This window comes from Bdellovibrio sp. BIS2 (assembly GCF_055398295.1).
The window spans coordinates 3,218,666-3,231,900 of sequence record NZ_AP035879.1; the positions used below are offsets into that span (position 1 = coordinate 3,218,666).

Below are 13,235 nucleotides of genomic sequence, written 5' to 3' on the forward strand. Positions count from 1 at the left end.
ACCAGACCGATTCATGCCCGGTGGAATGGTCAAAAATCCTTGATAATCTATCCACCTATGTTCAATTCAAAAGCTTCCAAGGGCAAAAAATTCGTCGATCAGCAGATCGTTAAACTGTCCGATGGTGACGTCCTTTTCCGTGAAGGGGATCTGAGCCGCGAGATGTATATCGTGCAAAAAGGCGCCATCGAAGTCTTTAAAAGAGTCGAAGGCCGCACCATGATTTTAAGTCGCATCGACCGTGGCAGCATGGTGGGTGAAATGTCTTTGCTGGAATCCCTGCCAAGATCCGCTTCTGCTCAGGCTGTGGGTGAAACGACATTGCTGATGTTTGATCCGGGAAGTTTTCTGCTGAAGATCCGCCGCGACCCAACTTTTGCCTTTGAGCTGATGAAGCAGTTAAGCGGACGCATTCGTCAGACCAATGAAAAGCTCATTACATTGATGGCGGCTGAACAGCTTTCCAAAGATGATCTGCAAGACATTACGGAATCCGTTTTATGATTATTGATGTCACCACAGAGAAAATGGTGGTCATTTCAGATCTGCATCTGGGGAATCCTTTTTCTGAGGCAAAGAAATCCCTGATTGAATTTCTGTACTGGGCGGCGGAAAACAAATACGACGTCTGCATCAATGGCGACGGTCTGGAAATCGCGCAAGTGTCTTTCCGTAAAATGGCGGAAGATGTGCCCGAGGTGTTTCGCGCCGTCAAAGCCATCACCAAAGCTGGAAATCGCGTGTTTTACGTCGTCGGAAACCACGACATCGTCCTTGAAAACTTTCTGGAGGACTGGGGCCCGTTAACCCTGGCGCCATTTTTAAATGTTCAGTGTGGCAAGCAGCGCATTCGCATCGAGCACGGCCACTTGTACGACCCGTTCTTTGTGAAACGCCCCGATCTGTATGAGTTCCTGACCTGGCTGGGTGGTTTTGCCCTGATGGTCAGCCCGCGAATTTATAAAGCCTGGATTAAGTTTGAAGAAATAAAGTCCCGCCTGCGCCGGCGCTTCCGCGGCAGCAGCGAAGTTCCATGCCTGCCCGGAGAACATCCGGACTTTGTGATCGCGGCCGAAGAAATCTGTTCCCGCGGCTTTGATGCCATCATCTTTGGTCACACTCACCATCCCGGCACCATTGATCTGCCCCAAGGAAGGTATTTCAACAGCGGTTCCTGGATGATTTCGCCGACCTATATCGGCATTACAAGCCAGGATGTGGTTCTGACTCAGTTTGAAGCTGATAAGGGGCTTTAGCCGCCACTAAAGACGGCGTGTGGGATCACCCAGTTCCGCCAGAATATCCCATCCGAACTTTTCCAGCTTGGAATCCCCGATGCCATAGATGTTTTTCATCTCATCAAGAGTGCGTGGGTTTTTCACCGCCAGTTGGCGCAGGGTCAAATCACCGAAGACCACGAAGGCTGGCACATCCAGCTCTTTCGCCTTTTCACGTCTCCAGCGCTTCAGAAGCTCCATACGTTTTTCCTGAATCTCATCCAGCACGATATCGTCGGTGTTGGTGATTTTTTTGGATTTGCTCGAGGCCTTTTTCAGTTTGGTGACAACCTGATCCATCTTCGCCAGCGGAGTCACAGACTTCTGGATACGACGACTTGATTTCGGATCACAACTATCACAATGCCCACAGCGCTCGATGCGCTGGGAGTCTTTGTAGTAAGTAAGAATCTCGGCGTGACGACACTCTCCACCTTCGGAATAGTTCACCAGGGCGTCCAGATTTCTCCAGCGCGCGTCTTTGATTTCATCCGGTGCTTCCGAGCTGTGAATGAAGAAGGACTGAAGACCCTTGTCTTTCTTCGAATACAAAGTCAGGCAGGTCGAATGCTCTCCGTCACGGCCCGCACGTCCCATTTCCTGATAAAGAGCATCGATATTGGCAGGAATCTGGAAATGCACCACCAGACGCACATCCGGCTGATCGATACCCATACCGAAGGCATTGGTCGCCACCAGAATGCGCAGCTCCCCTTTGGCGTAAGCTTCCTGGGTGCTGGTGCGAGTTTCGGAAGTCAGACCGGCATGATAGTAGCCCACAGTTTTACCGAACTTCTTTTGCAGGAAAGCCGCAATGCTTTCAGTGACCTTGCGAGTCCCACAATAAACGATGATGCGCCCTTCAGGGGTTTGTTTGATACTTTGAAGCAGCAGCAGAAGCTTGGCGTCTTCGTCTTCACACAGCTCCACTTGATAGTACAAGTTGGAACGGTAGAATCCGTGAACCATGCGCTCGGGCTTTTGCAGCTTCAGATGCTTGGAAATATCATCCAAGACGGTCGGTGTCGCCGACGCGGTCAGTGCCAGCACGGGAACATCCGGGCACAGCTTTTTCAAAACATTGAGCTGCGCATATTCTTCACGGAAGTCATGCCCCCACTGGGACACGCAGTGAGCTTCATCAATCGCAAAAAGGCCGACCTGACGGTTTTGCACCCAGCGATGGAAGCCCTCTTTCTGAGCGCGCTCCGGGGAAAGATACAACACGAAGGCGCCGCCCTTGTTGATCTCGGCGAAGACCTCACGTTTGTCGTCATCACTTTGTCCGGAATGCAGGGCGCCCGCCGGAATGCCATAACGGCGCAAAGAAGCCACCTGATCCTTCATCAAAGCAATCAGCGGGGAAATAACGATGACAAGCTTTTGTGTGGCAACCGCCGGATACTGATAGCACAGGGATTTGCCCCCACCCGTCGGCAGAACGGCCAGAACATCACGGCCACCCATCACCGAATCGATGATCTCTTTTTGCCCGCGACGGAAACCGGAAAGATTGAAGTATTTTTTGAGCTGGTTTTCCTGCGGACTGGCGGCGATTTCCATAAACGACACTTTCATTCAAACACCCCTTGATTTCAACAAGATTGCACGGCTTCTTGTGCTGCCGCGCAAACAGGCAGCAAGAACAAGGCGAGGCCCTAAGTGCCCTGAATCCTTCGGAAGTTCCCGGGCGTTTCCGAATTCCAGTCGGAAAAATTTTGCAAGACCTGCCCCGCAATTTATGCGAACCTATAAATCCGAAGGAGTTTTTATGAAGGCACTCTCATTTCTAACGATTCCTGCCCTGCTGCTGGGTTGTTCCTCCCCCGCCCCGAAAGAGGCTCCAGCCAGGGAAGCCACGCCAGTCGCAGCGGATCCTTACCCGGACAAGGCCGTCTGTTTTTTGCTGATTGATGCCCAAACCGGTCAGATTCAGAAATCCATCAATGAGGAAAACTGTCAGGTGCAGCGTCCGGCGTGTTCGACTTTCAAGGTTCCCTTGGCGGTGATGGGCTTTGATTCCGGCATTCTGAAAAATGAAAGCACGAAATTCAAATGGAACGGCAAAAAGCACTCCATCCCCGAGTGGAACAAAGATCAGACGGCCGCTTCGTGGATGAAAAATTCCACCGTGTGGTATTCCCAGGTCTTGACCGGCAAGATGGGCTTTCAAAAGCTGCAAACGTATCTGCGCAAGTTTGATTACGGCAATCAGGATATTTCCGGCGGAATCAAAACCGCGTGGCTGACCCCGGCCTCTTTCACCCCGGATGAAAAAGGCTTCTCTTTGCGCATTTCAGGATTTGAACAAACCGACTTCCTGAAAAAACTTTTGTACGATAAATTGCCGGCGACCAAACGCTCGCAGGAACTGACCAAGAAAATCATGTTCCTGGAAAAGACCCCGAAGGGTTATGAGTTCAGCGGAAAAACCGGATCGGGCTATACGGATGAAGCTCAAAAACGCCGCATCGGCTGGTTCGTGGGATTCATCAAAACACCTGATCGCCAGTATGTTTTTGCAACAAACTACATCGACACCGTGGACGTGGAAAACGCCGAATTCGGCAGCCGCCTCGCCAAACAACTGACCATCAATCTGCTAAAAGAGGAAAACCTCTGGTAAAAAAGGTACCTGCTTACTTTTTCCGAAGCGGCACATCTGGCGCAATGCTTCTGCAAAAGTAAGCAGGTACCTTTTGGTTATTTCATGATGACGGTGATTTCTTTGCTTTCGGGGACTTGGGAGCCGGCGGTTGGGAAGACTTCGCTGACGGTGCCCTGCCCTACGAATTTCACTTTCAGATCCTGACCGCTGACTTTGCGAAGAACTTCGCGCGTGGTCAGATTCATCAGGTTGGGAACGGTGTCGCCGGTTTCAACATTCGTGACCTTATCCAGTTCAGTCGCAGTCAGAAGCGCTCTTGGAGCTTCGGCTTTCTTGACGGCTTTTGGTTCAGAAGCCACGCGGCGAACTTTTGGATTCACTGTGGATTCTTCAGCCAACTGCAAAGGGGCAATTCCTTCTTTGCGGACAGCATAGGACGCAATTCTGGAGAAGACCGGAGCCGCCACCGTTGCCGCGTAATAGGATTTCTTCGGTGAATCCACTGCCACATAAATTACAAACTTCGGATCGTTGGCCGGAATAAAACCGCCGAAGCTGGAGATATAAGCGCCACGAAGGTACCCACGTCCGTTCGGATTTACTTTTTGAGCAGTCCCTGTTTTACCGGCCACCATGAAACCGTCCACACGGGCGTTACCGCCGGTTCCACCTTTCGTGGTCACCCCTACCAGCATTGCGCGCATTTGCGCAGCCTGCTCTGCAGAAAGAATACGGCGGATGGGTTTTGGCTGAACTTCAACCAACTCGCCTGTTTCAGCATCACGCATGCTTTGGACAATGTACGGTGTATTCAAAACGCCACCATTGGCGATCGCCGCAAAAGCGTTGGCAATCTGCAAAGGTGTCGTGGAAATCCCGTGACCGAAAGAGATATTGGAAAGCAAATGCTGTCTCCAAGGAAGCCCCTGCACCATGCCGCGGGCTTCACCCGGCAGATCCACACCCAGGCGCTGACCGAATCCGAAATCAAGCAGGCCCTGGCGCAAACGCTCTTGACCCATTTTGAAAGCGATCTTGGTGGTACCGACGTTGGAAGACACTGCCAGAATCTCAGAAACAGTCAGGTCCTCGAACTTCTCTCTGGTTTCGGCTTCTTTGATGATGCGGTCGCCGACTCTGAAGCTGCCTTTTTCACAATAGAACTTGGTGTTGGGCTGAATCAGACCATCACGCAAAGCTGCGGCGATCACAAAAGCTTTCATCGTGGACCCGGGCTCAAATGCATCGGTTACGATTTTATTCCGGCGATATTCAGACGGCGCCTTGGCAGCTTTGTTCACATCAAATGTAGGCGCAGATGCCAATGCCAGAATTTTGGAAGTTTTCGCATCCAGAATCACACCCACCGCGTGGTCGGCTTCAAACTGGGAAACCGCGTTCGCCAGTTCGCTTTCAAGACGGTATTGCAAATCGGAATCCACAGTCAGTTTCAGCTCGGTCCCTTCCGGATTTTCAATGAACATCAAACCGTCGTTGATCAGCGGGCGGCCACGAGCATCACGCTTTACCAGAACTTTCTTTTTATTCCCGGTCAGAGCCTGGTTGTAACCCAGCTCAAGACCTTCAAGTCCCTGCCCTTCACTGCCCAGGAAACCCAGGGTTTGTGCCAGCAAAGTTTCATTTGGATAAACACGGCGCCATTCTTCCACAAAGGAAAGACCGCGGATGTCCCAGGATTTGATTTCGTCGGCTTTGTCCTGTTCCAGCATGCGCTGAATCCACACGAAGCGGCGGTTGCCGTCTTTGATCTTTGCGTAAACGGATTCAGGAGACTGATTCAAAACTTTCGCCAGCTTCTTCGCCACTTGTTTGCGGTTTTCCAAAAGTTTCGGATCGGCATACAGTGAATAAGCCGCCGCCGACATTGCAAGGTCACGGCCATTGCTGTCGACAATCGCCCCACGGCGTGCCGGCAAGGACACCTTGGTTTGGAACTGACGGTTTTGCAAAGCATTCAAACGGTCGTTGGGAAGAAATTGAAGATAGGCTGCGCGCATCGCCAAAGCGGACCACAACACCAGAATTCCGACGAAGATGACAACAATACGTGATTTCAACTTACAGATCCTTTTTTGCGATGCCTTTTTCAGCCACAGTGTTCATCTCAGAAGCTAGCGGGCCGGTCAGATGAATGATCTGATTGGCCTGAACCTTTTTAAGCGTGAATTTTTGCTGAGCCACGGAATCCAAAAGCTGGGGACGCGTGATTTTTGCCAAAGAGATTTCCTTGGTGCGTTTTTCTTCCCAGACTTTTTTGTGTTCACGGGTCAGCTTCAGAACGCTGTAACCCATACGGCGTTCTTCCATCTGCAGGAACACGATTGAAAACAAAGTAAAGATGACAATAAGAATACTGAAGAAAGGTTTTAGCTGCTTAAAGTTTTGTGAGCTCATCCTGAGCACTCCTCTCGAATATTCTCAGCTTCGCAGAGCGTGAGCGAGAATTTCTGTCACACTCTTCCTGAGTGGGAACAATTACTTTCTTAGTCACCGTGCGGCCCAAATCCTCGGACTCACGGAAAATATTTTTTACGATACGATCTTCCAGAGAGTGGAAAGAGATCACCGCCAGTCGCCCGCCGGGATTCAGCGCGCGAATCATTTTCGGAATCGCCTCTGCCACCACTTCCAGTTCGGAATTCACCGCCAGTCGCAAAGCCATGAAATACTTCGTGGCCGGGTGATGGCCTTTAACCTGCCATCCATCCACGCGTTCAATCAGCCCTGCCAGGGCGCCTGTTGTCTGGAATGCTTTTGTTTTGCGGTCATTGACGATCGCACGTACGACTCGGGAAGGGCGATAGACCTCGCCGTATTCCTTGAAGATTCGAATGAGCTCATCCTCAGAAGCCGTATTAATAAGCACCTCAGCTGTCAGTCCCTGCTGCTGGTTCATTCTCATATCCAGGGGGCCGTCGTTATAAAAACTAAAGCCTCGTTCTCCCTGGTCCAATTGCGGAGAACTCACACCTAGATCTAAGAGCATCATATCAAAGTTATTTAGATTGTGTTCTGAAAACTGCGTGAAATTACCATGGATTACGTTTAACTGGCCCTTCTCGACTTCAGTCTGGAAGCGGCTTTGCGCGTAGGCAATCGCAGTCAGATCTTGGTCCATGACCGTGGCTTTCATCTGGGGATAAGCATACTTCAGCGCCATGTAGTGACCGCCCCGGCCAAAAGTCCCGTCGAAGTAGCTCAGTTCTTTTTTGTCTCGCAGAGGATAAAACGCCGCCAGCACTTCCTGAAGCAGAACGGGATAGTGTTCAGGCGAGAATTCAAAGGGAAGCTCGACCTTCGGCGGGATGACTTCTTCCTGACGTTCAATTCGTTCACCGGATTTGGGCTTGTACTTCTTCATGGGCGCGCGCTTTCGCTATAGTTTTCGGGCTATTAGATGATTCAAGGTATGAATTATTCTATTGAGCGTCAAGTCGCTTTGCCTTAACCTGTTTTTAAGGCTTCTTCGTATTGAAAAGGATTTCGATGCTTATCAACTGCCCCCGCTGTGGTTTTCAACAACCTAAAGACAAATACTGCGCGCAGTGTGGCGTTGATATGGAAAGCTTTAAACCCGCAACACCACCGGCATGGAAACGCTTTTTCGGCAATCCCCTGATTCAATTGTCTTTGGTGGTCGTTGTTGCCGGCGGTGTCGGAATCACTCTCTATAAAAAAGGCCAGCAGAACCTGGAACGCCGGGTGAGCTATCTGAAATCCACAGTGCAGATCAACTCTGCCGGCGGACCCGTGGATGTCCCCCCACCCGAGGACACCGCGAACTTTGCCAATCAGGAAACAGAGGAAGCAACACAATCTTCTGAAGCTGCAGACGGCACCATCGATGCTTATAAAGTGGAGCCGACACCTGCCGCAGTGACTGCGGTGGCAGCGGCCGCCGCTCCGGAACTGACGGATCGCACGGGCCGTGCCGTTGCCAAAGCCGGGGCTCACCTGATTGTCTATTACACCGAAGTTTCTCGCGGTCGCCTGAATACCATTTTTGGCGCCAGCCGATCCACCGGACAGTTCATGAATTTCAACGAGTACTCTGCAGGGATTCTGCCGGACTTTGAAAAGAACGTGATGAACCGCCCGGACATCAAGATTCTGCACAAGGAAGACCGCCCCCTGACAGCCTCAAGAACCCTGCAGTGGTCCTACACTTTGAAAGACCGCAGAAATCCGGCCATTGAAATCGGCCTGACCACGTTCTTTGAGCTGAATGACTTTGATAACAACAACCTGCGCGGCAACCTGGAAATCCAAAGAAACTGGCGCGAGCCGGCTCCCGGCGGCGGGTTTGAACTTCAGCGCAAATCCTTCCCAGCGATTTTTGAAATCGGCGGCGAGACTGGTTTCTTTATGTCTGGCGTGATGCCTCCGGTGTCAAACATGGGCCCGGAAGAAGACCAGTTGATGAGCTTTGATATTTACAAGATCCTGCGCTCCCCCCAGTTCCGTTCCGGCGAGAGCGACTTTGTGATCTTTGTTGAGTTCGAAAAAGGCAACTGATTCACCAAAGGCAGCAGCATGGCATTTCAACAGGAACTGAGACACCACTATGGGCCTCAGGTACACATCATTGACAGCCCTTTCCTTAACGGACTTTTAGCCAAACTCTGCCACCCCGACACTTATCAGCCTGAAATCAACCGCATTGTGGAAGTGCTTTACACCCACATGATTTCCATCACGATCAACAATGAGTTTGCGATGGAAAGGTTCGAGCAGGAAACCCGCATGACCGCGATGCACCCGGATAAAAAACTGTCTGGCGCACGCATCAACCCGGAGCAAAAAGCCGTCAGTGTGAACCTGGCCCGCGCCGGAACTTATCCCAGCCATATCTGTTACAACTTCCTGCACTTTTCCCTGCCGGGGAAAAACGTGCGTCAGGACCATATCTTTGCCGCCCGGGTGACAAACAGCAAAGACGCTGTGACCGGGGCCGAGTTCGGCGGCATGAAGATCGGGGGCGACGTCAAAGACGCCCATGTGATCTTCCCCGACCCTATGGGAGCCACCGGCAACACCATGGTCACCGCCATTGACCACTACAAGACCCATATTGAGGGTCCAGCCCGCAAGTTTATCGCCCTGAACCTGATTGTGACGCCTGAGTATTTGAAGAATGTACTGGCTGCACACCCTGAGGTCGTAATCTATGCCTTAAGACTTGACCGGGGACTGTCCCCTCAGGCAGTTTTAGATGCAACTCCCGGACAATTTTGGGATCAAGAACGCGGCCTGAACGAAAAGCAATACATCGTTCCCGGCGGCGGCGGCTTCGGCGAAATCATGAACAACTCCTTCGTGTAGTTGGAGAAAGGGCGACCATGACAAATCTTTCCTTGAAACCTTACCTTACAGAAGAGCAGATCCAGCAAAAAGTGAAAGAGATTGGGGCTACCCTTTCCAAGAAATTCAAAAACGAAAAGGTCGTTGCGATCTGCGTTTTGAAGGGTTCTTTCATGTTCTACTCTGATTTGGTTCGTAACATCGAAGCCGACATCACTTGCGAGTTCTTCGGTGTGGCGTCTTACCACGGCGGCACTTCTTCTTCTGGCGAAGTGAAAGTGACTTTGGATCTGGCCGGTCCGGTTGAAAACTGCCACGTGATCCTGGTGGAAGACATCGTGGACACAGGTCTGACCATGAACTATCTGAAAAACGCCATCCAGTCCCGCAAACCAAAATCTTTGACGACTGTTGCATTGCTGGAAAAACCGGATGCATTGAAAGTGAAATGTGACATTGATCACGTGGGCTTCAAAATCGCCAACGAATTCGTTGTTGGTTACGGTTTGGATTATCAGGGTTACTACAGAAATCTTCCTTACATCGCGCAAGTTCAAAACTTCCAGTAAGCAAGACAACTGCACAAATAAAAAAAGGAGCCCGCAAGGCTCCTTTTTTCGTTTCAGGATCTGTTGCTGATTAGAACTTGCAGTTCATTTCAGCCAGAACTTTTTCTTTAAAGATCGTCTTCACTGAATCCAGGGCGTAACCCAAAGAAATATCCTTCAGATCCGGGGACACCTTCAGCATCAGCACCTGGTAGTCCTGACCTTCCGGTCCCATTGCCGGCAGCTTTTCTTTCTTCGTCAGCACACCATCACGATAAGTGATACTTAGTCCCGGACGCGCCACCAGCACGCCTTCTTTCAATGGCAACTGAGCGGCAGCAATACGGATGGAATCCTGAATGCCGGTTTCTTTATCGGAACGCAAGGAAACAACCACGGCACCCTTGCCGTCTTTTTGCCTTTCCACGGAATAGTCACAAGACGTCGCATCTGTGTTCAACAGATTGGAAAACCCAAGGACCTCTTTCGTGGATTTGGAAACTTCCGTCGCAGCGAAAGTCACGGTCCCAAAAAACAGAATAACGGCGCTAATGGCAAAGATGTGCTTTTTCATAGGGCGCAGTATAGGGGGACTTGAAGCCCCTTTAAAGAGGCAATAAACGGCCCTTCCGAAACCCGAAAGAGCCATTTAATTTCATACACTTAGCCACCATGAAAAAGCTGCCTGTCAAAACTTCACACAGGCCTTTTTAAGGCTTTTAGCGCATCAGAATGCCGACACCGAAAAGCACATACAGCAGCGACGACCCGTAGTTAATCCACTTCATTGAAATCTTCTGAGTGAGTTTTTCACCGAAGACCACCGCCAATCCATCCGCAAACATCATCCCGGCGGTCGTACCCAAGGTGACCAGCAGGATGTTTTGATATTTCGCCGCCAAAGCCACTGTGCTGAGCTGGGTTTTGTCGCCGATTTCAGCAAAGAAGAACAACACGGTGGTTGTCCAGAAGGCGCCCCACTTCATATTGTCGGCATTCGAGTCATCCTTATCCGGAATCAGAATCCACAGAGCAAAACCAAAGAACGTCAAAGCCAGCGCCCAGTTCAACCACTGACCAGGAACAGTGGCCGCGATCCACTCACCCGCCCAGGCAGCCAAAGCGTGATTCAGAACTGTTGCTGTGAAAATCCCGGCCATCACATGCCATGGTTTTTTGAACTTTGATGCCAGAACCAGCGCCAATAGCTGAGTTTTGTCGCCCATTTCTGTGGCGGCCACCAGTAAGAATGAATTGATGATTGCTTCCATTTGCCCTCGATACGGTTATGACCGTGGGGGCTTGCTTCAAAAAGAAAACGAGACCACACGGTGCTTTGTTAAAAACACTCGTGTCAGTCTCGTCAACAGAAGGACTTTTGGGTCCTTAGGCATTTAAACCGGAGTTCATCACTCAGTATGTCGGTTTAAATCAAATCTTGGGAAAGATTGCGACTACTCCCTAACTACCCGGCCAACTTACGAAGGCCGCAGATGAAAGTCAAAAGAAAACTCCCCCGCAACTTGATGTTGCGTCTGACATTCTACACCTTGGCGAACCGGGCTGAATTCTCTATAACTGGGGGGATGAAGACTTCGATAAAAACACAGTTAATTCGCTCGCTTGTCGCGGCCTTATCCGCCTTGGGCCTTTTGGCTTTTCTGCTTTGGTACACTCAGCGTCCGCCAACAATGGGTGGCGACTTTAAACTGAACCACAACGGTAAGACGTGGCAGTTTTCTGAAAACGCAAAAAAGCTGAATCTTCTTTATGTTGGTTACGCAAAATGTCCGGACGTATGCCCGATGGCTTTAAGCTATTCTGCCCAGGCCTTCAAACAACTGACAGACAAAGAACGTGAAAATGTTCAACTGATCTTTATCAGCGTGGATGCTGAAAACGACACGGCAGAATCGGTGTCTGTTTACGCTCACCAATTCAATCCGGAATTTATCGGCCTGACCGGCACCACGGCTGAAATCGATGCCGCGATCAAACCCTTTGGCGCCAGCTACATCGTGGAAAAAGATCCGAAGTCCTATCTGGGCTATTCGATCTCGCACACCGACCGCGTATTTGTTTTGAATAAAAAAGGCATTGTCGTCGACAGCATCCAAAGCCCGCGCTCTGCCGATGAAATTACAACTAAAATTAAGGAGAACCTATGAAAGCCATCGTACTTGCAGCTTTGACAGTGGCACTGAGCCCTGTTGCGTTTGCCGCGAAATCCCCAGTCACTATTTCTGACGCCCGCATCTTTGCGCCGATCAAAGGCACCAATGCGACAGCAGGTTATGGCGTGATCACGAACACGACCGACAAGGAAGTCACTGTCACGGTTGAAAAGATCGAGCCGTTCAAAGCAGTTGAGATGCACGAAACCGTGGAAAAAGACGGTCGCATGTCCATGCAGAAAGTGGAAAAGCTGACCATCCCGGCAAAAAAATCCGCGGAACTAAAACCCGGCGGCAACCACATCATGCTGTTTGACCCCACCCGCGAAGTCAAAGCCGACGAGACACTGAAAGTGTCTTTGAAAGTAAACGGCAAGGTTGAATCCTTCGACTTCAAAGTCATCCCCCGCGTGGAGACCAAAAAAGAAGAACATCATCACCATCACTAGTCCCAACAGTGATTGAAATAGAAAAAGGCGGAGCATTCACTCCGCCTTTTTTGTTTTTAAGACCTAACGAAGGTCAAAGAGCAAGAATTCAGTTTCTTTTAAAGCTTTGATCTTCAGGTTCTCTTCTTCCACCACCAGGGCATCCCCTGATTTCAGAATTTGACCGTTCACTTCCAGTTCACCTTCGGCCAATTGCAGCCAGGCTCCCCGTTTGGAACGTAAAGCGAATTCCTGTTCATAACCTTCGGTAAAGACCGACGCATACAGATCCGCATCCTGGTTGATCTTCTGACTGCCTTCGCGTCCGTCTTTGGAAACGATCAGCTTGAACTGATTCAGCTTCTGTTCGCGGGTGAAGGACTGCTGGGTGTAACCCGGAGTCGCACCGACCACGTCAGGCATGATCCAGATCTGGAACAGTTGAAGGTCCTCAGTCTCGGACGGATTGTATTCGCTGTGGCGCATGCCGGTTCCGGCGTGCATCGTTTGAATTTCTCCGGCTTTGATCTGACCGACGTTACCCAGGCTGTCCCTGTGCTCCACGGCGCCTTTCAGCACGTAGGTGATGATCTCCATGTCACGGTGCGGGTGCGCAGGGAATCCGGAGGATTTTGCAATCCAGTCCTGATTGATCACACGCAAGTCACGGTAACCCATGAACTTTGGATCGTAGTAGTCGGCGAAAGAAAACGTGTGCATGGATTTCAGCCAGCCACCGAACTCTGCGTAGCCTCTGTCTTCGGATTTGCGTTGATACATCATAATGACCTCCCACTTGAAATGGAGACTTGGTTGTTGGTTGTCTGCTCTAGCTTCGACAGGAACTCCATTTCTTCGTAAATAATATTACACAACTA

The 13,235-nt window shown here is 50.6% G+C and carries 15 protein-coding genes; 8 read left to right on the forward strand and 7 right to left on the reverse strand.

Annotated features, from left to right (window positions below):
* The first annotated feature begins 57 nt into the window (after positions 1 to 57).
* On the forward strand, positions 58 to 504 hold the full coding sequence (locus ACZ520_RS15270) for a Crp/Fnr family transcriptional regulator (protein WP_088564287.1): 447 nt from the start codon (positions 58 to 60) through the stop codon (positions 502 to 504).
* Positions 501 to 1,256: a UDP-2,3-diacylglucosamine diphosphatase gene (locus ACZ520_RS15275; RefSeq protein WP_088564286.1), complete on the forward strand. Its 756-nt coding sequence runs from the start codon at positions 501 to 503 to the stop codon at positions 1,254 to 1,256. Before ACZ520_RS15270 ends, ACZ520_RS15275 begins: the two co-directional genes overlap by 4 nt.
* A gap of 6 nt (positions 1,257 to 1,262) precedes the next feature.
* Here the strand turns inward: ACZ520_RS15275 and ACZ520_RS15280 are convergent, their stop codons facing one another.
* The gene (locus ACZ520_RS15280) at positions 1,263 to 2,855 is read right to left on the reverse strand and encodes a RecQ family ATP-dependent DNA helicase (RefSeq protein ID WP_416480021.1); all 1,593 of its coding nucleotides are present in this window, start codon (positions 2,853 to 2,855) and stop codon (positions 1,263 to 1,265) included.
* Between the two features lie 193 nt (positions 2,856 to 3,048).
* Between ACZ520_RS15280 and ACZ520_RS15285 the strand changes: the two genes are divergently transcribed.
* Positions 3,049 to 3,903, forward strand: coding sequence for a penicillin-binding transpeptidase domain-containing protein (locus tag ACZ520_RS15285; protein WP_464126375.1), 855 nt, complete (start codon positions 3,049 to 3,051; stop codon positions 3,901 to 3,903).
* 77 nt (positions 3,904 to 3,980) lie between these two features.
* Here the strand turns inward: ACZ520_RS15285 and ACZ520_RS15290 are convergent, their stop codons facing one another.
* Genes ACZ520_RS15290 through rsmH form a run of 3 tightly spaced genes read right to left on the reverse strand, consistent with a single transcriptional unit; the run spans position 3,981 to position 7,267 of the window.
* On the reverse strand, positions 3,981 to 5,963 hold the full coding sequence (locus ACZ520_RS15290; protein WP_464126377.1) for a penicillin-binding transpeptidase domain-containing protein: 1,983 nt from the start codon (positions 5,961 to 5,963) through the stop codon (positions 3,981 to 3,983).
* Position 5,964: 1 nt separating this feature from the next.
* Complete coding sequence (locus ACZ520_RS15295; protein ID WP_011165571.1) at positions 5,965 to 6,300, reverse strand: hypothetical protein; 336 nt, start codon at positions 6,298 to 6,300, stop codon at positions 5,965 to 5,967.
* On the reverse strand, positions 6,281 to 7,267 hold the full coding sequence (gene rsmH, locus ACZ520_RS15300; protein ID WP_088564282.1) for a 16S rRNA (cytosine(1402)-N(4))-methyltransferase RsmH: 987 nt from the start codon (positions 7,265 to 7,267) through the stop codon (positions 6,281 to 6,283). Before rsmH ends, ACZ520_RS15295 begins: the two co-directional genes overlap by 20 nt.
* Positions 7,268 to 7,464: 197 nt before the next feature.
* Between rsmH and ACZ520_RS15305 the strand changes: the two genes are divergently transcribed.
* The 3 genes from ACZ520_RS15305 to hpt are packed head-to-tail and all read left to right on the forward strand — an operon-like array spanning position 7,465 to position 9,776.
* Positions 7,465 to 8,421 (forward strand): hypothetical protein, encoded by a 957-nt coding sequence (locus ACZ520_RS15305; protein ID WP_232469079.1) that lies wholly within the window; start codon positions 7,465 to 7,467, stop codon positions 8,419 to 8,421.
* Positions 8,422 to 8,439: 18 nt separating this feature from the next.
* On the forward strand, positions 8,440 to 9,228 hold the full coding sequence (locus ACZ520_RS15310; protein WP_374033958.1) for a uracil phosphoribosyltransferase: 789 nt from the start codon (positions 8,440 to 8,442) through the stop codon (positions 9,226 to 9,228).
* A 17-nt stretch (positions 9,229 to 9,245) separates the two neighbouring features.
* Positions 9,246 to 9,776, forward strand: a complete 531-nt coding sequence (hpt, locus tag ACZ520_RS15315) for a hypoxanthine phosphoribosyltransferase (protein ID WP_015092239.1) — start codon at positions 9,246 to 9,248, stop codon at positions 9,774 to 9,776.
* A 70-nt stretch (positions 9,777 to 9,846) separates the two neighbouring features.
* Here hpt and ACZ520_RS15320 read toward each other — a convergent pair whose 3' ends face one another.
* Together ACZ520_RS15320 and ACZ520_RS15325 are read right to left on the reverse strand one after the other, a co-directional pair.
* Positions 9,847 to 10,329, reverse strand: coding sequence for a hypothetical protein (locus ACZ520_RS15320; protein ID WP_464126381.1), 483 nt, complete (start codon positions 10,327 to 10,329; stop codon positions 9,847 to 9,849).
* A 145-nt stretch (positions 10,330 to 10,474) separates the two neighbouring features.
* Positions 10,475 to 11,026 (reverse strand): TMEM165/GDT1 family protein, encoded by a 552-nt coding sequence (locus ACZ520_RS15325; protein ID WP_088564278.1) that lies wholly within the window; start codon positions 11,024 to 11,026, stop codon positions 10,475 to 10,477.
* 381 nt (positions 11,027 to 11,407) lie between these two features.
* On the opposite strand from ACZ520_RS15325, the gene ACZ520_RS15330 reads away from it, so the two are divergent.
* Entirely contained in the window at positions 11,408 to 11,923 is a 516-nt protein-coding gene (locus tag ACZ520_RS15330; protein WP_464126383.1) for an SCO family protein, read from the forward strand.
* A complete protein-coding gene (locus tag ACZ520_RS15335) occupies positions 11,920 to 12,378 on the forward strand; it encodes a copper chaperone PCu(A)C (protein ID WP_417868264.1) in 459 nt (152 codons plus the stop codon). Before ACZ520_RS15330 ends, ACZ520_RS15335 begins: the two co-directional genes overlap by 4 nt.
* A 63-nt stretch (positions 12,379 to 12,441) precedes the next feature.
* On the opposite strand, the gene ACZ520_RS15340 is transcribed toward ACZ520_RS15335, so the two are convergent.
* Entirely contained in the window at positions 12,442 to 13,140 is a 699-nt protein-coding gene (locus tag ACZ520_RS15340; RefSeq protein ID WP_038448387.1) for a pirin family protein, read from the reverse strand.
* Positions 13,141 to 13,235: the final 95 nt, after the last annotated feature.

Coding starts and splice junctions, on each gene's coding strand:
- ACZ520_RS15270 (WP_088564287.1), top strand. CDS start 58: ATGTTCAATTCAAAAGCTTCCAAGGGCAAAAAATTCGTCGATCAGCAG.
- ACZ520_RS15275 (WP_088564286.1), top strand. CDS start 501: ATGATTATTGATGTCACCACAGAGAAAATGGTGGTCATTTCAGATCTG.
- ACZ520_RS15280 (WP_416480021.1), bottom strand. CDS start 2,855: ATGAAAGTGTCGTTTATGGAAATCGCCGCCAGTCCGCAGGAAAACCAG.
- ACZ520_RS15285 (WP_464126375.1), top strand. CDS start 3,049: ATGAAGGCACTCTCATTTCTAACGATTCCTGCCCTGCTGCTGGGTTGT.
- ACZ520_RS15295 (WP_011165571.1), bottom strand. CDS start 6,300: ATGAGCTCACAAAACTTTAAGCAGCTAAAACCTTTCTTCAGTATTCTT.
- rsmH (WP_088564282.1), bottom strand. CDS start 7,267: ATGAAGAAGTACAAGCCCAAATCCGGTGAACGAATTGAACGTCAGGAA.
- ACZ520_RS15305 (WP_232469079.1), top strand. CDS start 7,465: ATGGAAAGCTTTAAACCCGCAACACCACCGGCATGGAAACGCTTTTTC.
- ACZ520_RS15310 (WP_374033958.1), top strand. CDS start 8,440: ATGGCATTTCAACAGGAACTGAGACACCACTATGGGCCTCAGGTACAC.
- hpt (WP_015092239.1), top strand. CDS start 9,246: ATGACAAATCTTTCCTTGAAACCTTACCTTACAGAAGAGCAGATCCAG.
- ACZ520_RS15320 (WP_464126381.1), bottom strand. CDS start 10,329: ATGAAAAAGCACATCTTTGCCATTAGCGCCGTTATTCTGTTTTTTGGG.
- ACZ520_RS15325 (WP_088564278.1), bottom strand. CDS start 11,026: ATGGAAGCAATCATCAATTCATTCTTACTGGTGGCCGCCACAGAAATG.
- ACZ520_RS15335 (WP_417868264.1), top strand. CDS start 11,920: ATGAAAGCCATCGTACTTGCAGCTTTGACAGTGGCACTGAGCCCTGTT.
- ACZ520_RS15340 (WP_038448387.1), bottom strand. CDS start 13,140: ATGATGTATCAACGCAAATCCGAAGACAGAGGCTACGCAGAGTTCGGT.